The organism is Streptomyces cyanogenus (assembly GCF_017526105.1).
Taxonomy (GTDB): Bacteria; Actinomycetota; Actinomycetes; order Streptomycetales; family Streptomycetaceae; genus Streptomyces; species Streptomyces cyanogenus.
This window is the reverse complement of record NZ_CP071839.1, coordinates 7,485,227-7,504,601: the sequence shown is the minus strand read 5'-3', so window position 1 is coordinate 7,504,601 and position 19,375 is coordinate 7,485,227. Positions and strand designations below refer to the sequence as shown.

Sequence of the window (19,375 nt, the reverse complement as noted above, 5' to 3'; positions counted from 1 at the left end):
CCCGGCAGCCCCTCAGGCCCCGCAGGACCGCAGGAAGCGCCGGGTGCGTACGGCGATCGGCAGCGGCTTGTCCGGCTCGCACGGGTACATGTCCTGCTCGACGATCGCGAACAGCTCCACGCCCAGCCGCTGCGCCGCCTGCAGCACCGGCCCCAGCTCCGGGACCCCGGACGGCGGTTCGCACATCACCCCGCGCTGCACGGCCGGCCCGAACGGCACCCCGCCCGCGACGACCTCGGCGAGGATGTCCGGGTCGACCTGCTTGAGGTGCAGGTACCCGATGCGCTCGCCGTAGGTCTCGATCAGCTTGACGCTGTCCCCGCCGCAGTAGGCGTAGTGCCCGGTGTCCAGGCAGAGGTTGACCAGCTCGCCGTCGGTCGAGTCCAGGAAGCGCTCGACGTGTTCCTCGGTGTCGATGTGGGTGTCGGCGTGCGGGTGGACGACGATGTCGAGGCCGTAGGTCTCCTTGACCTCGTGGCCGAGCCGTTCCATGCCCTTCGCCAGGTGCGCCCACTGCTCGGCGGTCAGCTCGGGCGGCTCCAGGATCTCTGCGGTCTTGTCGTCCCGCCAGAAGGAGGGGATGACCACCAGGTGCCGGGCGCCCATCGCCTGGGTGAGCGCGGCGACCTGGCCGACGTGCGCCCAGGTCTCCTCCCAGACGGCGGGGCCGCGGTGCAGGCCGGTGAAGACCGTGCCCGCCGAGACCTTGAGGTTCCGCTTGGCCACCTCGTCGGTGAGCCGTGCCGGGTCGGTGGGCAGGTAGCCGTAGGGGCCCAGTTCGATCCAGTCGTAGCCGGCCTCGGCGACCTCGTCGAGGAACCGTTCCCAGGGCACCTGCTGCGGATCGTCGGGGAACCAGACGCCCCAGGAGTCCGGGGCCGAGCCGACCCGGATGCGGTCGAGCGGTGTGGGATGCGCCATGGTCAGGTGGTTCCTTCCGGGGAGGTGGCCACGGGTGCGCTGAGGTCGCCCTCCTCGGGCAGTTCCTCCACGTCGACGCCCCGCACCTGGGCCAGCTCGTGCTTGAGCGCGGCGAGTTCGGTGCCGCCGGCCATGTGGTTGGTCAGCTCTTCGAGGCCGACCTCGCTGCGGTCGGCGCTCAGTTCGAGGGTGCCGAGGCGCAGGACGCTGAAGTGGTCGCCGACCATGTAGGCGTGGTGGGGGTTGTGGGTGATGAAGATGACGCCGAGGCCGCGGTCACGGGCGGCGGCGATGTACTTCAGCACCACGCCGGACTGCTTGACGCCGAGGGCGGCCGTCGGCTCGTCCAGGATGAGGACGCGGGCGCCGAAGTAGACGGCGCGGGCGATGGCCACGCACTGGCGCTGGCCGCCGGAGAGGGTACCGATGGGCTGTTCCAGGTCGTCCAGGACGATGCCCATGTTGCGCAGTTCCCGGTCCGCGGTCTCCTTCATCCGGGGGATGTCCAGACGGCGCAGTGGCCAGGGGCCCTTGGTCATCTCGGAGCCGAGGAAGAAGTTCCGCCACACCGGCATCAGCGGGACGGTGGCCAGGTCCTGGTAGACGGTGGCGATGCCCCGGTCCAGGGCCTCGCGCGGGGTGGAGAAGCGCACCGGGGTGCCGTCCACGAGGAACTCGCCCTCGGTGTGCTGGTGCAGCCCCGAGATGATCTTGATCAGGGTGGACTTGCCGGCGCCGTTGTCGCCGAGCACGCAGGTGACCCGGCCGGCGTGGACCTTCAGGTCTACGCCGTGCAGGGCGCGGATGTTGCCGTAGGACTTGCCCGCGCCGCGCAGTTCGACGAGGAGGCCGTCGGCGGGGGGTGGCGTGTCCTGCAGAACGGTGCCGTGGGTCTTGTCGTCGGTCATCGCTTCACCTCCGGGTCGCCGTGCGCTGGACCCACAGATTGATCAGGACGGCGCCGAGCAGCATCACGCCGAGGAAGGCCTTGAACCAGTCGGGGTTCCAGCCGGCGTAGACGATGCCCTGCTGCACCATGCCGAACATGAACGCGCCGAAGACCGGACCGATCGCGGATCCGTAGCCGCCGGTGAGGAGACAGCCGCCGATGACGGCCGCGGCGATGTAGATCAGCTCCTGGCCGACGCCCTCGCCGGACTGCACGGTGTTGAACGAGAACAGGTTGTGCATGCCGACGAACCAGGCGCCGAAGCCGACCAGCATGAACAGGGTGATCTTGGTGAACGTCACCGGGACGCCGACCGCGCGGGCACTGTCCTTGTTGCCGCCCACGGCGAAGATCCAGTTGCCGTACCTGGTGCGCAGCAGCACCCAGGTGGCGAGGGCCGCGAAGACCAGCCACCAGATGACGGTGATCTTCACCTGGACCCCGGCCACGTCGAAGGTGGAGGCGAAGATCTTCTTGGCCTGGCCGAAGCCGTCCATGTCGCTGATGTCGTCGGTGGCGACGTTGCCGGTGACCATCTTGGTCACGGCGAGGTTGGCGCCCTGGAGGATCAGGAAGGTGCCGAGGGTGACCAGGAAGCTGGGCAGTCCGGTCCTCACCACCATCCAGCCGTTGAAGGCGCCGATCCCGAGGGACACGACCAGGGCGACGATGACGCCGGTCCACACGTTCACGGTCAGCTGGTAGCTGAGCATGCTCGCGGTGAGCGCCGAGGAGATGACGGCGACGCCGGAGGAGAGGTCGAACTCGCCGCCGATCATCAGCAGGGCCACCGGGAGGGCCATGATGCCGATGGTCGAGGACTGGTACAGGATGTTCGCCATCGAGCTGCCGTCGCGCACCGGCGGCGCCGTGATCAGGAAGAAGACCAGGACGGCCACGGCGCCGAGGAAGACGCCCACCTCGGGCCGGGCCAGCAGCCTGAGTGCCAGTGGGCGGCGGGCGGTGCGGCCGTCGGTCTGCTTCGGGCCGGACGCCGGCGGCCCGCCGACCGCCGGCTCAGCCTGCTGGGTCATGCTCATCACCGGGTGCCCTTCGCGGCGAACTCGGCGACCTTGTCGACGTTGGACTTGTCGACGAAGGCCGGTCCGGTGAGCACCGGCTGCTCACCGCCGCCGCTGTAGTTGCCGTTGTTCTTGTAGAGCCACAGCGAGTCGACCGCCAGGTAACCCTGGAGGTAGGGCTGCTGGTCGACGGCGAACTCGATGGTGCCGTTCTGCACCGCCTTGACCAGTTCCTTGTTGAGGTCGAACGTGGCCACCTTGGCCTTGCTGCCGGCGTCGCCCGCCGACTGCACCGCGGTCAGCGCGAAGGGGGCGCCGAGGGTGACGACGGTGTCGACGGACTTGTCCTGCTTCAGCTTGGCCGTGATGGTCGACTTCACGGACGGCATGTCGGTGCCGTTCACGTACAGGGTCTCAGTGGTGCCCTGGAACGTCTTCTTCACGCCGTCGCAGCGCTGGGTGAGGCCCACGTTGCCCTGTTCCTGGATCACGCAGACGATCTTCTTGGCGCCGGTGGTGTTCAGCTTCTTGCCGAACGCCTCGCCCGCCACGCTCTCGTCCTGGCCGAAGAACTCCAGCAGGCCGAGCTTCTTCCAGTCGCTCAGCCCCGAGTTGAGGCCGACCACCGGTATGCCGGCCTGCTGCGCCTTGCCGATCACACCCTTCATCGCGTCGGGCTTGGCCAGGGTGACCGCGATGCCGTCGACCTTCTGGTCGATCGCGTTCTGCACGTAGTTGGCCTGGTTGCCCGCGTTGGGGTCGGCGGAGTAGACGAGCTTGATGTTGTCCTTGGCCGCGGCTGCCTCGGCGCCCTTGCGGACGGTGTCCCAGAAGGTGTCGCCGGGCGCCTGGTGGGTGACCAGCGCGACGGTCATGCGGGGGGTGTCGGCCTTGCCCGCGGAGGCGTTCGCCGCTTCCTCCTCGGCCTTCTTGCCGCCGGAACTGCTGGAACAGCCGGCGAGGGTGAGGGCTGCCGCAGCGGCCATGGCCACGACGGGGGCCAGTCTGCGGGAGCGGGGGCGAGAAGAGCGGTCCATCTTTCCTGCACCTCACTGTGCGTGCGACGGGGCAAGGGACGCGGATGCGTTGGGACGGGATACAAGCCTCTGGCGAGCCCGCTGTCAATACTTTGTTAAGACATCATTTCACAAGCAGGTCCGAATGTAAGTACAAACAGCCCCACAGTGCGGCACCTCCCGGCGCGGGATGCACGCCCGGGAGGCACGAGCCCAGTACACCGCACCCCGCGGCGAACGGCACCGGGTGATCGCCCGCGGGCCGGCCGGCGGAGCACGGCAGCCATGCCCACCGGGCATCCCGGCACGCCTCCGACTTCCCGCCCCTGGTCAGAACCTGAAGCGGAACCACCCCTCCCGCCTGGGGCGGATTCACCTCTTTCCCACACCCCCTCCCGGCCGCCCCGGGACACGGGGGCCGCCCGGCCGTCCATCACCAACGGCGCAGGTGACGGTGACGATTACGTTTCGGGCAAGAGACCCCCCGTCGCGACCGGAGCTATTGACGCATGAGCGGACCTGGGACTGTTATTACGCCCACGATGTTCGGTCGAGTTGGTTTCTGAGCGGTTTCGAAGACCTTTCGGTGATCAACTCATCCCCTTGGCCGAACCCTGCATTCCTCAGGAGCCGCCATGCGCCTCTCCCCCTCCGGCCTGCCCCTCCCCGGTCCCAGCCGCCGTTCCCTGCTCCGCGGAGCGGGCGGTGCCGCCCTGGTCGCCGGAGCCGGCATACCCCTGCTGTCCGCCTGCGGAGGCAGTGCTTCCGGTTCGGACCCGAAGACCGTCACCGTCGGCTCCAACCAGTCCGACGCCGTGCCGAAGAAGGCCTACGGTGACATCTACACGGCCTTCACCAGGCGGTCCGGCATCAAGGTCGATGTGAACACCAAGGACCACAACACCTTCCAGGAGCAGATCAACTCCTATCTGCAGGGCACCCCGGACGACGTGTTCAACTGGTTCGCCGGCTACCGCATGCAGTTCTTCGCGGCCAAGGGCCTGGCCTCCCCGATCGACGACGTGTGGGAGAAGATCGGGGGCAACTTCCCCGAGGCGATGAAGAAGCTCAGCAAGGGCGCGGACGGCAAGTACTACTTCGTGCCGCTGACCACGTATCCCTGGGCGGTCTTCTACCGCAGGAGCGTCTTCCGGCAGCACGGCTACGAAGTCCCCACCACCTGGGACCAGCTGGTCGCCCTGTGCAAGCAGATGAAGAAGGACGGCCTGGTCCCGATCGCCTTCGGCGACAAGGACGCCTGGCCGGCGATGGGCACCTTCGACCAGATCAACTTCCGTCTCAACGGCTACGACTTCCACGTCCAGCTGATGGCCGGCAAGGCCTCCTGGACCGACGCGAAGGTCAAGGCCGTCTTCGACCACTGGGCCGAGCTGCTCCCCTACCACCAGGACGGCTTCATGGGCCGTACCTGGCAGGACGCCGCGCAGACGCTGGTGGCGAAGAAGGCCGGCATGTACCTCCTCGGGTCCTTCGTGGCCCAGCAGTTCACCGACAAGGCCGACCTGGACGACCTCGACTTCTTCCCCTTCCCGGAGATCAACCCCGCGTACGGCCAGGACACCGTCGAGGCGCCCACCGACGGCTTCATGGTCAGCAAGTCGCCGAAGAACCACGCCGGCGTGGTGAAGCTGCTCGAGTTCCTCGGCACCCCGCAGGCCGAGGAGGTCTACCTGAAGGGCGACCCGAGCGTGGTGGCCGCCTCCGACAAGGCTTCCACCTCCGCGTACTCGGCGCTGCAGAAGAAGGCCTTCGAGATGATCTCCGGCGCCAAGAGCCTCACCCAGTTCATGGACCGCGACTCCCGGCCCGACTTCACGTCCACGGTGATGCAGCCCGGCCTGCAGAAGTTCCTGCAGAACCCGAAGGGCGTGGACGGCCTGCTGTCGTCCGTCGAGCGCCAGAAGAAGACGATCTTCGCTTCCTCGTGAGCGGCCCGATGACCACCGACACGACGACGAAGACCCCGGAGCCGGCCGCGGTGCCGGCCCCGGGGCCCGCGCCCGAGAAGAAGCGGGTCGTGCGGGGCCACCGGCGCCTGCTGACCCGCCGTGACCGGTTCACGCTCGCCCTGATGGCGGGCGTGCCGACCGTCCTGCACGTGATCCTCGTCTGGGTCACCGCCCTCGCCTCGATCCTCCTCGCCTTCACCACCTGGGACGGCATCGGCTTCGACTCGATCAAGTGGGTCGGCCTGGACAACTTCACGCAGCTGTTCACCGACAACCCGCAGTTCTGGCCGGCCGTCCAGCACAACGTGGTCTGGTTCGTCGTACTGATCCTGATCCCGACGCCGTTCGGCCTGTTCCTGGCCGTGCAGCTGGACAAGAAGATCCGCTTCACCCGGGTCTACCAGACCGCGTTCTTCCTGCCGGTCGTCATCTCGATGGCCTGTATCGGCTTCGTCTGGCAGCTGGTCTACAACCCGGACACGGGCCTGATCAACAGCATCATCGGCGCCAACGAGCCCGGACACTACATCGACTGGATCGGCGACCCGCACCTCAACCTGTGGGCCGTCCTGATCGCCGCGTCCTGGCGGCACACCGGCTACATGATGATCCTGTACCTGGCCGGTCTGAAGAGCGTCGACCCGTCGCTCAGGGAGGCGTCCGCGCTGGACGGCGCGGGCGAGTGGCAGACGTTCAGGAACGTCATCTTCCCGACCCTGCGCCCGACCAACACGGTCGTCCTCGTCGTCACCATCATCGAGGCACTGCGCGCCTTCGACCTGGTCTTCGTCTTCAACAAGGGCGCCCAGGGCACCGAGTTGCTGTCGATCCTGGTCACCAACAACATCATCGGCGAGTCCAGCCGCATCGGTTACGGCTCCGCCATCGCCGTCGTCCTGCTGGTGATCTCCCTCGCCGTCATCATCCCCTATCTGATCGCCACCTTCCGGAAGGAGCGGCGCGCATGAGCGGCACCACTCTCCCGCTGAAGCGACGCGCCCCGGTCCGCCCCGCCCGCGTCCTGCTGCACGTCTTCCTCGCGGGCACCGCGCTGGCCTGGCTCGCCCCGCTGCTGTGGGCGGTCTTCTCGGCGCTGCGCCCCTACAGCGAGACCAGCGCCAAGGGCTATGTGTCCTGGCCCGACAAGCTGAGCCTGGACAACTTCACCAACGCGTTCGAACAGTCGGACATGATGCACTACTTCGGCAACACGCTGCTCATCGCGGTGCCGGCGGTGCTGCTGACGCTGTTCCTGTCCTCCTGCGTCGCGTTCTACGTCAGCCGGTTCGACTTCCGGGTCAACCTCGCGCTGCTGCTGGTGTTCACGGCCGGCAACCTGCTGCCGCAGCAGGTCATCATCACCCCGCTGTACCGGCTGTACCTGCTCACGGACCTGCCGGGCATCACCGCGAGCGGCAAGCTGTACGACTCCGCACTGGGCCTGGTCCTGATCCACGTGGCCTTCCAGTCCGGCTTCTGCGCCTTCGTGCTGAGCAACTACATGCGCTCGCTGCCGCACGAGCTGACCGAGGCCGCGCTGGTCGACGGCGCCTCGGTGTGGCGGCTGTACTGGCAGATCACGCTGCCGCTGTGCAAGCCGGCGATGGCCGCCCTGGCGACCCTGCTGTCCATCTGGATCTACAACGACTTCTTCTGGGCACTGGTGCTGATCTCCACCGGTGAGAACATGCCGATCACCTCGGCGCTGAACAACCTCTCCGGGCAGTACTTCACCGACCCCAACCTGGTCGCCGCCGGCTCCCTGCTGACCGCGATCCCCACCCTGGTCGTGTACTTCGTGCTCCAGCGCCAGTTCGTCAGCGGCCTGACCCTGGGCTCCAGCAAGGGCTGAGGCGCCCGCACCCGAAACAGAACCACGTGAAGCGCACCCTGTCCGTCCCCGGTATCGCGTACGGCGGCGACTACAACCCCGAGCAGTGGCCCGAGGGGTGCGGGCCGAGAACATGCGCCTGATGCGCGAGGCCGGGGTGCACGCCAGCGGTATCGCCGCCGGCCTGGTTCGGCGGGCGGTGCCGGAGGGCGCGACGGGCAGGCTGTGGTCGCAGCGGCTGCGGCTGGAGGGCGCCGAAGCGGTCGCCCGGTTCACCGACGGCCCTCCCCCGGCCTCCGGTCTCGCTGCGCTCGCGGGGCTCCCGGCGGTGACCCGGCACGGGTACGGCGCCGGTGCCGCCTGGTACCTGGCGACGCTGCCCGACCCGGACAGCTGGCCGCCCTGCTGGACCGCGTCCGCAGCGGGGCGGGGGGGGAGCCGGTGTCGCGCGGGACGTGCGCGAGGTGGTGGCACCCTTCGGCGGCGCAGGTGCGACTGACGGTCCCGGTCCCGGCTGTCCCCTCGGCCCCGTGGAAGACGTGACCCGGTGATCCGACCGCACCGGAGCCCGCCGCCCGGCTCACTGCGGCAGAGGGCGGACGCGCAGTGCGCGGCATGCCCGACCGGAGGTATGGGTGCCGTCGTCGGTCAGGTCGAAGGCCGAGTGCGCTCCGCGCCGCCCGGGGTGGAAGTGGTCCTCCGGCGCGGCCCGGAGGCGGACTACCTCTTCGTCATCGACCACACCGGCCAGGGGGCGTCCGTGCCGGTCGCCCAGGACGCCACGGAACTGCTCACCGGCACGGCCGCGCCCGGCTCGGTCACCGTGCTGCCGGGCGACGTGGCGGTGGTGCGGGAGCCGCGCGGTCGGTGACGGTGCCCTCGGCGACGAGGGCGGCGAAGTCCGCGACGGTCTCCGAGCGCGAGCACGCTCACCTCCCTGCGGGTGGCCGGATCCGTTCCGATGGTGCGGTACCTCATGCTGGTCCTCTGCTCGCTCGGCTGATAGCACGGGAGTGTTCAGCTTGAAGTGCACGCGAGGTCAAGGAACTCAGGCCGGATTCCCGGAGGTTTCCCGTGCTGCGAGCGATACTCACGGCGGGCGCGGTCCTCGCCGCCCTGCTGGCCCCCGCCACCGCCCACGCCGAGGAGACCGGGCAGGGCATCCCGCCGCTCACCGACCGGCAGGGGCGGGTGCTCACCCTGCACGGCTGGAACATCGAGGACAAGACGCACCGGGGCGAGGAGGCCCTGACCGCCGTCACCGAACGCCATCTGCGCGACATGCGGGCGCAGGGCTTCGACTTCGCCCGGCTGCTGGTCTTCTGGGACGACCTGGAGCCGAGCCCCGGGCAGTACAGCCGCGGTTACCTGCGGAAGATCGAGCGCATCCTGGACTGGGCCCGGCGCCATGACGTGAAGGTCGTCATCGACGCCCACCAGGACGTCTTCGGCCCCGCCTTCGGCCATCGCGGCATGCCCGAGTGGGCGACCCGGACCGACGGGCTGCCGTTCACCACGCACCCGGACGACTGGTTCGCCGAGTACTTCGAACCCGCCGTGCAGCGCGCCTTCACCCATCTCTACGAGGACGAGGACCTGCGGCGCGCCCAAGCCGCGATGTGGCGCACCCTCGCCGCCCGCTTCGCCCACCACCCGGCCGTGCTCGGCTACGACCTGGTCAACGAGCCGATGGGCGAGCAGCAACCGGGAGAGGATCTCGAGACGGCCGCGCGCCGCATCGAACGCGAGCAGCTGACGCCGATGTACAACCGCCTTGCCGACGCCGTCCGTTCGGCCGACGGGGACGCCTGGCTGTTCGTGGAACCGACCCCGATCGTGGGCGAGGGCGTGCCGACCGGCCTCGGCCGCGTGCACGATCCGCGGGTCGTGTACGCGCCGCACTTCTACAACGCGGCCATGGAGGCGGGCGCCGACTACGATCCCGGGGCCGGCTGGATGGAGGCGTACGAGCGGGCCGTCACCGCGTACCCGAGGCGGTACGGGGTCCCGGTGGTGGTCGGCGAGTGGGGTCCGCCGGACAGCTCCCTGCCGCACATGAACCGCTTCTACCGGGACGCGATGGCCTCCCTGGGCCGCTACAGCTCCGGCTGGGCGGGCTACGTGTGGTGCTACGGCGGCGGGTACTGCGCGGTGGACGGCACCGGTGCCTTCCGCGCCAACAAGGAGCTGACCGCCGAGCCGTACGCGGAGGCCGTGGCGGGCACGGTCCGCTCCGCCGGGTACGACCCGGGGGCGGGCGTCTACCGGCTGAGCTACCGTGCGGCCCCCCACGGCCCCCGGACGACCACCCTGTCCCTGCCGCCGGGCTCCTGGCGCATCACGGCCGCCGGCGACGCGCGCGTCCTGCGGGGTCCGGCGGGCCGGGCCCGGGTACTGGCCGCCCCCGGAGCAGAGGTGACCGTCACCGCGACCCGCGGCTGACCGGGCCGGCTCGGTGCGGCCCTGCTCCGGTCCGCCGCCGCGGGTCCGGCTACGGCACCGCGTCGTCCGGCGGCGTCCCGTGCGCGGGCGGTTCCCCGGGGTTGCGGGTCGGCGGGGTGTCGGTGACGACCCGTTTGCCGTTCAGCGTGTAGTCGCGGCGGCGGCGCCGGGGCACATAACCCTCGGGGCAGAGCCTTGTGCCCTCGGGCCTGGCGTCCGGCGTCTCCGGGGGCGGCGACGGCGGCGGTTCCGCCTGCCCGGCCGCCTTGTCGATCCGGACGCACTCGACGTCCGGATCGACCTCGGAGGGGATGACCTCCGCCCGGTCGTCCCCCGCCGGTACGTCACTCGACGCCACCCGGGCCTCCCCAGTACATGAACGACCCCCAGGTCGTCGTGCCGCTGAAGTCGGTGGTGATCTGGTAGGCGTTCGTGTTCGTCACGGACGGGTTCCCCCGGAAGCCGGCCATCGTCCCGGCGCTGTCGGACTGGTAGGCCAGGTTGTGCATGCTCGCCGCGCGGCTCCAGCCCTCGTTCGGGAAGTGGCCGCTGCCCATCCAGGTCGAGGTGGCTTCCGGGTGGTTGGTGACGTCGTCGACGATCTCACCACCCCAGTCCACGACCTGTGCCTGGTCGTGCAGCCCCGTGGAGTTGAACAGGGCGGCGGGGTAGTACCCCATCCACTCGTCGCCGACGCGGACCCACCAGTTGCCGTTGTAGAGGGTGACCTTCAGCGCGAGGTCGTACTGGACGCCGCCGTACGCGCTCTCCGCCAGCCGCGCGGTCGGGTAGACCCGCTGCGATGTCTGCTGCCAGCCGTTCACGTCGGTGTTGTAGCCGCCGAAGTTGTCGCCGCTGTGCGTGTAGTTGTTGGTCGTGTAGAAGATGAACAGGTGCGGATACCAGTCCCCGTACAGGTCGCGGTAGGTCTGCGCGCCCACTTCGACGGTCTGCAGGTCCGTCCCGCTTCCGCTGCCCCGCACCACCCAGAGCTGCCCCAGGGAGAACTCGTTCGACCACTGGACGTAGGGCCGCCAGGTGTTGATGAAGCCCTCGGTGCCGAAGTTCGCCACCCACTGGGCGGCGTGGGCGTACTTGTGGACCGCGGCGGCGGCGCGCGTTTCCGGACCGATGTCGTCGGGCGGGGTGAAGCGCTTCGCGCGTGTGCCCTTCGCGAGGTAGTCCTCCAGCGTGCCGGTCGCGGTGATGTCGTCCAGCGGTCTGCGCACCACCGGCACGGTGCCGGGAGGACCCGTCTCAGCCTGGTGTCCGGCCTGCTCGAAGGTCTGCGGCGACCGGGGACGACCGGGGTCCCCGGGCGGCTGCGGCCCCTCCAGGTCGGGGGGCTCCGCGTGGGAACCGGCCGGAACCCAGTCGAGTTCCTCACCGGTGGCCGTGGTGGTGCGGGCGACGACGTCGCGGCGCGCGTACCGGTCCTTGAAGTACTGCCGGATCTCGTCGAGCCGTTCGGCCGCCTCGCGTTCCAGCTCCTGGCCGGCTCGCGGCGCCGGCGCGGGTTCCGGTGCCAGGGGGTTGCGCTCGATCCTGCCCGATTCCATGGTCGTCTCCTCAGAGGCCGACGCCGGAGCCAACGTTGCATCCCCCCGCATCCATCCTGCTCCCGCGAACGGACTCGCGCAGCCCGGATCCTTCGGGGTGCAGCACGCCCTCGCGGTGACTAGCGTGTGAGTGAGCGAGTCCGCGGCGCGCATCCCTCTCGATTGAACACGTGACAACTAACGGGCAAGCATTCAATCGGAGATGACGAGGAACATGGCGCCTACATTCGACACCGAGATCGTGGACAAGACCGGCACCGCTGCCGGCCAGGTGTCCCTGGCGGTCGACGAGACGAACACACCCTGGATCGCGTACGCGACCACCGGCGGGAGCGTCGTCGTGGCCCACCGGGACGAGGACGGGTGGACCAGGACGGAACTGCCGGCGGGGCCGGCGGCCCGCGACATGTACCGCATCGGCCTCGCGATCGACTCCCACGAGAGGCCGCACGTCGCCTTCGCGAACGATGCCGACGACCACCTGATCTATGGCAGGTGCCCCGACCAGTGGACCTTCGAGGAGGTCCCCAGCAACGGGGGCGTCCTCACCGGCAGCGTGCGGTTCGTCTCGCTCCGGCTGCACCCCGGGGTGTTCAGTGATGCCGCGTACAAGGACACCCCCAACCTCGCTTACCAGTCCGGCCTCAACCTCTGGCACGCCACCAAGGCGCCTCCGAAGAACGCACCGGACGATCCTCCGCGCTGGAGGAAGAACGTGCACAAGGTCGACGGCGGGGACCTCGTGGAGAAGGGCTGGTTCCCGGTGCTGGACTTCGACGCCCAGGAGACGCTGCGCATCGCCTCCTTCGACGACCTGTCCGCCACCGGCCAGTCCGTCCGCAGGCTGCGCGTGGCGACCCGGGTGCCCGGAACCGACTTCCCGGGCCAGCCGGACAGCTGGCAGGTGGAGATGCTGAGCGACCCTCAGATCAGCGGCGAGTACCCCGCGATGGGGCACTCGATCACCGGCGAAAGCTTCGTCTCGTACTACGAACGGACCGGGCGCACGCTCACACTCTGCATCTTCGGCAACTTCCCGGAATCCCCGGCCACGGAAGCCGTCGACAAGCAGGTGGTCGGGGACGACGTGCTCTCCGCGTGCGGGGTGAACCACAATTCGCGGATCTGTGTGGTCTACGGCTCCGGAGGCCGGCTGAAGTTCGCGACGCGGACCGGCATCGCCACCTTCGACATCCAGGACGTCGAGGCCGGCGGAGCGTGGAGCGACCTCGTCTTCGACCGCGACGGCAGCGCGCACATCGCGCACATGAACGGCAGCGAGCTCCGGTACGGCCTGGCGCCATGAGGCGCATGAGGCGCGGGACCGCGGCGACGAAGCGGGTGGTGAGTGATGGCGGGGCCGACCTTTCTGATCGTACGCGGTGAGGACTTCGTCGTCCTGGCCGTCGAATGGGCCGGATGCGAGGTCCGTACGGACGCGCATGCCGCCGCGCCGAGGCTGGTGGCCACCGGTACCGACCCGACCGTGACGCTCACCTTCCCGCCGCAGGCGATCCTGGAGCAGGCCACACCGGCCGAGTTCCACACCACCGCCGCCGTGCACAGTCACTCGTGGCTGTCCGAACCCAGCCGGCTCGTCTTCCGGGTCGCGACGGGCACCGTGATCGAGCTGACCGCGCAGGGCATCCTCGACGCGCTCGCCCGCCCCGGGCAGGCGCACATCGACGGACAGGCCTCCGGGATCGAGCTGCCGTGGGGACTCACCGTCCTTCCCCTGGCCCGGACCACGGGCGCGCAGGTGCTGTCGGACCACCGGACGCGGCCGGTGCCGGTGGCGGGTTCGGGTGCGGTGGGCCTGTGGACCGCGCGGTTGCGGGCCGGCGACGCCGGCGCCACGGACGCCCTCCTGGCGATCCGCCCCACCTCCTTCCGGGACACCGACGCCCCGCCCTCGACCGACGGCCCGTTCCAGAAGCCGCCGCTGAGAGGCCAGCGGCAGGCCATCGTCACGTCGAGCGCCCAGGACGGGCCGCCCGACGCCACCCGGCTGGAGCTGACCGCGCTGGGCGGCACCCTGTCGGCCGGTGCGCAGTGGCCCTCGCTGACCTGGACCCACGAGGCGACGGTCGGCCGGGACCAGCGGGCCGACGTCACCGTGTCGGGGAAACTCTGGCCGTTCGGCTTCTCCTGCGTGTACCAGGACTTCACCCGGCGGGAGTTCCTCCCCCGGTACGACCCGGCCGCCGCCGGCTGTGTGGCGGCCCTGCGCAGGCAGCGCACCCTGGTGATCTCCCGGCCGCTCCTGACGGGCACCCGCGCCCCGACGTTCCCGTTCGACGAGGTGGAGCTGCTGGGCTGCGAGTTCTCCCTCACCGGCACCACGGAGCCGACGGACTTCCTGGAGTTCCTGCCGGGCGGCCCCTCCTCGCCCGTGCGTTTCCCGGTCCGCTGCCGCGCCGGCGGGACCACCGTGCAGTTCACCATTCCGCTGGTCTTCGTCTCCGACACACGGCCGGGCCCGTCGCAGGCGGTGGTGGACAGCTGGCGTCCGTTCGCCAAGGCACCGGTCCCCGGCGTCGCCCTCGACCTGGTGGGGGCGGGCGGCAGGCCGGGGGACGTCCAGGAGGTCCGGTCGCTGACGTTCACCGCCGCGGCGCACGGCACCGGGTACCGCCCGGACCTGGCCGGGTTCGACGTCGTCCTGTCCGCTCTGCGCACTTTGCTGCCCGGCTCGGGGCACGAGCAGCCGCAGCCCATGACCTACGCCGCCGCACTGCGCGGCCAACCCGCCGCCGCCGCGGTGTCCGTGCCCCGGGTCCCCCTGGTCTTCGCCGCGCCGGACGGTCTCCTGGTCGACTTCACCAGGAACGCCGACCGCTCCGGAGGGCTCGTGGCGCCCAGGTTCAAGGCCGACGGGATCTCCCGCGAGCTGGGCCCCGTCGTCACCGACACCCTCCCGGGCGGCACCGACCTGGCGGCGGCACTGGAGAGGGCCTTCAAGGGGGCGACGCTGTTCGGCTTCCCGCTGGCCGCTCTCATCGACACCTCGGGGAGCACCAAGCCCAACCCGCCGAAGATCGTGCAGCGGTGGACGGGGCTGGAGACCAGCACGGAGATGGAGTGGCAGGCACTCCCGCTCAAGGCGTACAACGCCTTCCAGCCGGCGACGGCCGCGCGACTGGACCTGTCCGTCGGCTCCCGCCCGCCGGCCCGGGCCCTGCCGGAGGCGGCCGCTCCGCCCGCGCAGACCTGTGTGCTGCGCAACGTCGCCCTCGCGCTGCCCCCGCCGCCCGCCGCACGGCTGCTGACGCTGTCCTTCGGCTCGGTGACGTTCGACCAGCGGCCGGGCCGCCCGACGCAGCTCGCCCTGGACGCGCCGAAGATAGCGTTCAGCGGTCCGCTGAAGCTGCTCCAGGAGCTGCAGCGCAAGCTGGAGGCGCTCCTCGGCGCAGGCCTCACCTGCCGGGTCTCCCCCACCGGGGTCACCGTCGGCTACGAGATCACGCTGCCGAAGACGGCGGCCGGCATGTTCGTCATGCAGAACGTGGCGGCGCGGCTGGCGGTGACCGTTCCGTACGCGGAGAAACCGGTGACCGTGACGCTCGGGTTCGCGAGCCGGGAACACCCCTTCGCCCTCTCCGTCACCGGGTTCAGCGGCGGCGGGTACGCCTCGGTGGAGATCGCCGGTGCGGGCGAGCCGACGGTGGAGATCTCGATGGAGTTCGGCGCGATGGTCGCCGTCGACTTCGTGGTCGCCAGGGCCGAGGTCCACGCGCTGGGCGGGGTGCGCTTCGTGCGCCGGGCCGACGGCGCGCTGGAGCTGGAGGCGTTCATCCGGATCGGCGGCAGCGTGCGGCTGCTCGGCCTGGTGACGGTCTCGGTCGAGCTGCGGGTCGCCCTGCTCTTCCACGACGACGGCCGGCCGAGCCTGGTGGGCCGGGCGACCCTCGTCATCGAGCTGGACCTGACGCTCTACTCGCAGTCGGTCACCGTCGACAGCGGGACCTTCGAACTCGTCGGCGGCATCGACCCCGGCCACACCGCCCTCGCCCCCGAAGCGGCCGAGGCGCGCTCCGCGGCGGCGTTCGAGGCCTGGGAGCAGTACCGGAAGGCGTTCGCGTCATGAGCGACATGCTGTGGATCTCCGTACCCGGCGGCTTCGTGCACGACCGCCCGCTGCTGCGGGTGCTCGTCGTGCCCCGGCTCGACGGCGGCACGCCGGCGCAGCACGGCATGGCGCAGTGGCCGCCGGCGGCCCTGACGTCGGGCCCGGTACGCATCGAGCTGTTCCCGCCGGGTGCGGGGCCGTCCGCCACCCCGTACGGCAGCCGGGACCTCGTTCCCGTCGTCCCGTTCCAGGCCGGCGTCTGGGAGCGGCTGGTCGCCGGGCTGCCGGTCGAGGACACCGTCGACGCGCGGCGGGCCGTGGACCCCGCCCGGCTGACCGTGCGGGCGACCTCGAAGGACGCGGAAGCGGTGGCCCAGGGGTTCCAGGACGTGGCGCGGGCCGAGGTGGACCCGGAACTGGGCCCGCGGTCACCGGACTTCACCCAGCGGGTGCAGCGGGTGCTGCGCAACGAGCACTGGCTGGGCCCCGAGGAACCGGCGCCCGCCCCCGTGGCCGTACCCGCCTCCCCGGGGCGGCCGGACTTCCACCGGACCCTGTCGCTGCTGCGGGAGCACCCGGCCGTCCTGCGAGCCCTGGGCCTGGTCTTCGAGCTGACGCTCGATCCGCACGACGTCACCGACCACGCCGGCGGGACCGTGCGCGTGGTGTGGCCCGCACGGCCCGCGTCGCTGCCCGTCGTCCTCTCGCCGCGCACCCTGTTCGGAGCGGGGTTCCGTCCCGGCTCGACGGCCCGGGTGAGCGACGGCATGGTCACCCTGGACCGGACCGACGACCACGGGGCGCCGCTGTGGCAGGTGGCGACCGTCGACGTGGACGTCGCCGCCCAGCGGCTGCGCGAAGCGGCCCGCGCCCACGACGCCGGCCCGGCCGCCGGCCCCCCGGTGCTCCCCGCCCTGCGCTCGGACGGCCTGCGGCTGGTGCTGCGCGGCCGCGGCCAGGAGATGAGCGCACGGCTGAGCAGAGCGGCCCGGGGGACGCTGCCGGACGTCCTCACGGCGGACGACCTGGTGCTCGGCTACCGCATCGACGTACGGCCCACCCTCGGCGGCGCCCACTGGTTCTCGCTGCACCGGCGCAACGCCACCTACCGGGCCCACCGGCGGCTGCCCGACGGCCGGCTGAGCGAGGACTTCCTCGTCGTCGGCGCGGCGGGCGCACCGGAGGAGGGCCACCTCAAGTCCAACGCCGCCATCAGCGACTGGACCGGGCTGCACGCGGACGAGACCGTGGCCGCCTGGCGGGGCTGGAGCCTGGCGGTGCCCCGGCCCCAGCTCGACGGGACACCGGCCGCGCAGCCGCCGGCCGCCCCGGGGCTCAGCCTCAGCATGGCCTTCGAGGTCGAGCCCGGCACCCTGCCCCCGCTGCGCTTCGGGCGCCACTACACGCTCCGGGCCCGCGTGGCCGACCTGGCGGGCGGCGGGCTCGGCCCCGGGGACGAGGCGGCCGAGCAGCACGGGACCCGGCCCGAGTTCTACGCCCGCCACGAGCCGCTGCCAGCACCGGTCGTCGGGTACCCCGCGGCCGTGGACCCCGCCCGGGTACCGCCGGGCGAGTCGGCCGAGCTGGTGGTGATCCGCAGCGACCCCATGGCGGACCTGGACGTCCAGGCGTACGCCGGACGCCACGGCTACGCGCTGAACGACCAGCGGCTGCTGCGGCCACCGGACGGCACACCGGCCCTCGCCGAACAGCACGGCATGCTCGATGTGCACGGCGATCCGGCCGTGGCGAACCGCGTGACCTGGGAATGGGTCAGGCGGGCGCTCCTGGCGGCGGATTCCGCGGCGACCGGGGGACCGGCCCTGCCGGATCCGGCCGCCGGCGGCATAGCCGTCCTGCGCACCGAGCCGCTCCCGCCCACCCTGCTGGCCCGGGCCTGGGAGGCCCCGGACGAGTGGCCCGGCCTGCCGCCCAGGACGCTGCAGCTGACCACCCCACAGCCCGGGCGGCCCGCCGTGGCGTGGGAGGGTGACCGGCTGGTCGTCCGTCTGGCGCCGGCGCAGCAGCTGACCCTGGAACTGTCGACGTTCCCCCGGGAGGGCATCACCGACCACTTCGCCCTGCACCTGGCCGACCCGCCGGAGAACGCGACCAAGGCGTTCGGGCAGGGCCGGCACCCGATGGTCACGCCGGCCCGGTCCCTCACGCTCGTCCACGCGGTGCAGCATCCGCTGCGGCGCCCCGACACCGTCCTGAAGGTGGACCGTGCCCAGAACGCCACCTTCGCCGCGTTGGTGCCGCAGTCCGACGTGTGGGATCCGAAGAGCACGGCGGAGGTGCACGTCACCGCCCGCTGGGAGGACCAGTGGGACACCCGGCGGCAGCAGGTGACCGATGTGCCCGTCGAGACGATCCCGGTCGACCCGTCCGGCCCGGCGCACCCGGACACCCTCTTCCGCCACGAGTTCGGCGACACCCGGCACCGCACCGTGACGTACACGCTCAAAGCGGTCGGCCGGTTCCGGGAGTACTTCCGCGATCCCCAGCGGGCCGACGAGTTCACCCTGACCAAGGAGCTGGCGCCGGTGAACGTGCCGAGTTCGGCGCGGCCGGCGCCCCCGGTGGTCCGGTCCGCCCGGCCGGCGTTCCGCTGGCAGCGGACCGGCGACCTCGCGGCGACGGGCCACACGCTCACCCGGGTGCGCTCGGCCGGCCGTATCCGGCTGGCCTTGCAACCGCCCTGGTACACCACCGGGACCGGCGAGCTGCTCGCGGTGGTGGTCCGCCCGGAGGACACCGGCCCGGGTGACCGGCTCTCCCCGTTCGTCTCCGTGGCCGGCGGCGACCCGGTCTACCCCACCAAGGGCCTGCCCCTCGGCGCGCCGTTCGCCGCCCACGTCTCCAGCGCCACGGGACCGGACCGGCGCCTGGGGCTGGAGGAGGCCCAGGCCGACGTCGTCCTCAAACCGCACCAGCCGGAGTACCAGGAGGACGAGGGCTGCTGGCTGTGCGACGTGGCGCTCGCGGGAACGGACGGTGCGTCCTTCCACCACTCGCTGGTGCAGCTCGCCGTCGCCCGCTACCAGCCCGACAGCCTGAACGGTCTCGGGCTGTCGCCGGTGGTCAGGACGGACACCGTGCCCCTGCTGCCCGACCGGACGCTCCAGGTGACGCGCCTCGCCGACCGGTACCAGGTGAAACTGACCGGAGTGATCTCGCCGGCCCCCGCGGTCGACCGGGTCGACATGGTCCTGGAACGCTGCCAGGCGCCGGCGGGCGTGCCGGCGGACCAGGTCGACCTCATCTCCTTCCCCACGAGCCCTCCCGGGGTTCCGGCATGGCAGCGTGAGTACGTGCTCAGCCCGGCCCCGAAGAAGGTGGGCCTGTCGCGGGTCAGGGAGTGGACGGGCGAGTTCCGGTTGCCCCCGGGCACCGGGCCCGTCCGGGTACGCGTCCGCGAGGTCGAGTTCATCCCCAACGACGAACCCCGCGAGGGCGCGTTCCTGCACACCTCCACACCGGACGAGATCAAGGAACGGACCGTGTTCACGGACACGGTCCAGCTGCCCGGTCTCTGACCGGCCCCTCCCCCGACGCGCGCACGTCCCCGTACTCCCGCATCCGGAGGCACGTGG

The 19,375-nt window shown here is 71.2% G+C and carries 15 protein-coding genes; 9 read left to right on the top strand and 6 right to left on the bottom strand.

What is annotated here, in order from left to right; all coding sequences use genetic code 11:
- Positions 1–12: 12 nt before the first annotated feature.
- From S1361_RS33645 to S1361_RS33630, 4 genes are read right to left on the bottom strand one after another with little or no spacing between them, the layout of a single operon-like run.
- Complete coding sequence (locus tag S1361_RS33645; RefSeq protein WP_208035642.1) at positions 13–921, bottom strand: sugar phosphate isomerase/epimerase family protein; 909 nt, start codon at positions 919–921, stop codon at positions 13–15.
- Positions 922–923: 2 nt separating this feature from the next.
- Complete coding sequence (locus S1361_RS33640; protein WP_208035641.1) at positions 924–1,829, bottom strand: ATP-binding cassette domain-containing protein; 906 nt, start codon at positions 1,827–1,829, stop codon at positions 924–926.
- Between the two features lie 4 nt (positions 1,830–1,833).
- On the bottom strand, positions 1,834–2,910 hold the full coding sequence (locus tag S1361_RS33635; protein WP_208035640.1) for an ABC transporter permease: 1,077 nt from the start codon (positions 2,908–2,910) through the stop codon (positions 1,834–1,836).
- Positions 2,910–3,929, bottom strand: coding sequence for a sugar ABC transporter substrate-binding protein (locus tag S1361_RS33630; RefSeq protein WP_208035639.1), 1,020 nt, complete (start codon positions 3,927–3,929; stop codon positions 2,910–2,912). Before S1361_RS33630 ends, S1361_RS33635 begins: the two co-directional genes overlap by 1 nt.
- A 614-nt stretch (positions 3,930–4,543) precedes the next feature.
- On the opposite strand from S1361_RS33630, the gene S1361_RS33625 reads away from it, so the two are divergent.
- The 6 genes from S1361_RS33625 to S1361_RS33600 all read left to right on the top strand — a co-directional run bounded on the left by S1361_RS33625 (position 4,544) and on the right by S1361_RS33600 (position 10,151).
- Positions 4,544–5,857, top strand: coding sequence for an ABC transporter substrate-binding protein (locus S1361_RS33625; RefSeq protein ID WP_208035638.1), 1,314 nt, complete (start codon positions 4,544–4,546; stop codon positions 5,855–5,857).
- Positions 5,858–5,865: 8 nt separating this feature from the next.
- Positions 5,866–6,846: a carbohydrate ABC transporter permease gene (locus S1361_RS33620; RefSeq protein WP_208035637.1), complete on the top strand. Its 981-nt coding sequence runs from the start codon at positions 5,866–5,868 to the stop codon at positions 6,844–6,846.
- Positions 6,843–7,730, top strand: a complete 888-nt coding sequence (locus S1361_RS33615; protein ID WP_208035636.1) for a carbohydrate ABC transporter permease — start codon at positions 6,843–6,845, stop codon at positions 7,728–7,730. The genes S1361_RS33620 and S1361_RS33615 overlap by 4 nt, the downstream gene beginning before the upstream one ends.
- 121 nt (positions 7,731–7,851) lie before the next feature.
- A complete protein-coding gene (locus S1361_RS39540; protein WP_425088104.1) occupies positions 7,852–8,208 on the top strand; it encodes a beta-galactosidase trimerization domain-containing protein in 357 nt (118 codons plus the stop codon).
- A gap of 132 nt (positions 8,209–8,340) precedes the next feature.
- Positions 8,341–8,580, top strand: coding sequence for a Beta-galactosidase C-terminal domain (locus S1361_RS33605; protein WP_208035635.1), 240 nt, complete (start codon positions 8,341–8,343; stop codon positions 8,578–8,580).
- Positions 8,581–8,783: 203 nt separating this feature from the next.
- Positions 8,784–10,151 (top strand): cellulase family glycosylhydrolase, encoded by a 1,368-nt coding sequence (locus S1361_RS33600; RefSeq protein WP_208035634.1) that lies wholly within the window; start codon positions 8,784–8,786, stop codon positions 10,149–10,151.
- Between the two features lie 49 nt (positions 10,152–10,200).
- Here S1361_RS33600 and S1361_RS33595 read toward each other — a convergent pair whose 3' ends face one another.
- Both S1361_RS33595 and S1361_RS33590 read right to left on the bottom strand, forming a co-directional pair.
- Positions 10,201–10,509 (bottom strand): hypothetical protein, encoded by a 309-nt coding sequence (locus tag S1361_RS33595; RefSeq protein ID WP_208035633.1) that lies wholly within the window; start codon positions 10,507–10,509, stop codon positions 10,201–10,203.
- On the bottom strand, positions 10,496–11,710 hold the full coding sequence (locus S1361_RS33590; RefSeq protein ID WP_208035632.1) for a neprosin family prolyl endopeptidase: 1,215 nt from the start codon (positions 11,708–11,710) through the stop codon (positions 10,496–10,498). Before S1361_RS33590 ends, S1361_RS33595 begins: the two co-directional genes overlap by 14 nt.
- 214 nt (positions 11,711–11,924) lie before the next feature.
- Here S1361_RS33590 and S1361_RS33585 point away from each other — a divergent pair, with 214 nt between their 5' ends.
- Genes S1361_RS33585 through S1361_RS33575 form a run of 3 tightly spaced genes read left to right on the top strand, consistent with a single transcriptional unit; the run spans position 11,925 to position 19,318 of the window.
- A complete protein-coding gene (locus tag S1361_RS33585) occupies positions 11,925–13,016 on the top strand; it encodes a hypothetical protein (RefSeq protein ID WP_208035631.1) in 1,092 nt (363 codons plus the stop codon).
- Positions 13,017–13,061: 45 nt separating this feature from the next.
- On the top strand, positions 13,062–15,797 hold the full coding sequence (locus S1361_RS33580; protein ID WP_208035630.1) for a hypothetical protein: 2,736 nt from the start codon (positions 13,062–13,064) through the stop codon (positions 15,795–15,797).
- Complete coding sequence (locus S1361_RS33575) at positions 15,794–19,318, top strand: hypothetical protein (protein ID WP_208035629.1); 3,525 nt, start codon at positions 15,794–15,796, stop codon at positions 19,316–19,318. The genes S1361_RS33580 and S1361_RS33575 overlap by 4 nt, the downstream gene beginning before the upstream one ends.
- Positions 19,319–19,375: the final 57 nt, after the last annotated feature.

Bases quoted from the DNA above. Each gene is read 5' to 3' on its own strand.
- S1361_RS33590 (WP_208035632.1), bottom strand. From the start codon at position 11,710: ATGGAATCGGGCAGGATCGAGCGCAACCCCCTGGCACCGGAACCCGCG.
- S1361_RS33575 (WP_208035629.1), top strand. From the start codon at position 15,794: ATGAGCGACATGCTGTGGATCTCCGTACCCGGCGGCTTCGTGCACGAC.
- S1361_RS33620 (WP_208035637.1), top strand. From the start codon at position 5,866: ATGACCACCGACACGACGACGAAGACCCCGGAGCCGGCCGCGGTGCCG.
- S1361_RS33625 (WP_208035638.1), top strand. From the start codon at position 4,544: ATGCGCCTCTCCCCCTCCGGCCTGCCCCTCCCCGGTCCCAGCCGCCGT.
- S1361_RS33645 (WP_208035642.1), bottom strand. From the start codon at position 921: ATGGCGCATCCCACACCGCTCGACCGCATCCGGGTCGGCTCGGCCCCG.
- S1361_RS33635 (WP_208035640.1), bottom strand. From the start codon at position 2,910: ATGAGCATGACCCAGCAGGCTGAGCCGGCGGTCGGCGGGCCGCCGGCG.
- S1361_RS33630 (WP_208035639.1), bottom strand. From the start codon at position 3,929: ATGGACCGCTCTTCTCGCCCCCGCTCCCGCAGACTGGCCCCCGTCGTG.
- S1361_RS33615 (WP_208035636.1), top strand. From the start codon at position 6,843: ATGAGCGGCACCACTCTCCCGCTGAAGCGACGCGCCCCGGTCCGCCCC.
- S1361_RS39540 (WP_425088104.1), top strand. From the start codon at position 7,852: ATGCGCGAGGCCGGGGTGCACGCCAGCGGTATCGCCGCCGGCCTGGTT.
- S1361_RS33640 (WP_208035641.1), bottom strand. From the start codon at position 1,829: ATGACCGACGACAAGACCCACGGCACCGTTCTGCAGGACACGCCACCC.
- S1361_RS33605 (WP_208035635.1), top strand. From the start codon at position 8,341: ATGGGTGCCGTCGTCGGTCAGGTCGAAGGCCGAGTGCGCTCCGCGCCG.
- S1361_RS33580 (WP_208035630.1), top strand. From the start codon at position 13,062: ATGGCGGGGCCGACCTTTCTGATCGTACGCGGTGAGGACTTCGTCGTC.
- S1361_RS33585 (WP_208035631.1), top strand. From the start codon at position 11,925: ATGGCGCCTACATTCGACACCGAGATCGTGGACAAGACCGGCACCGCT.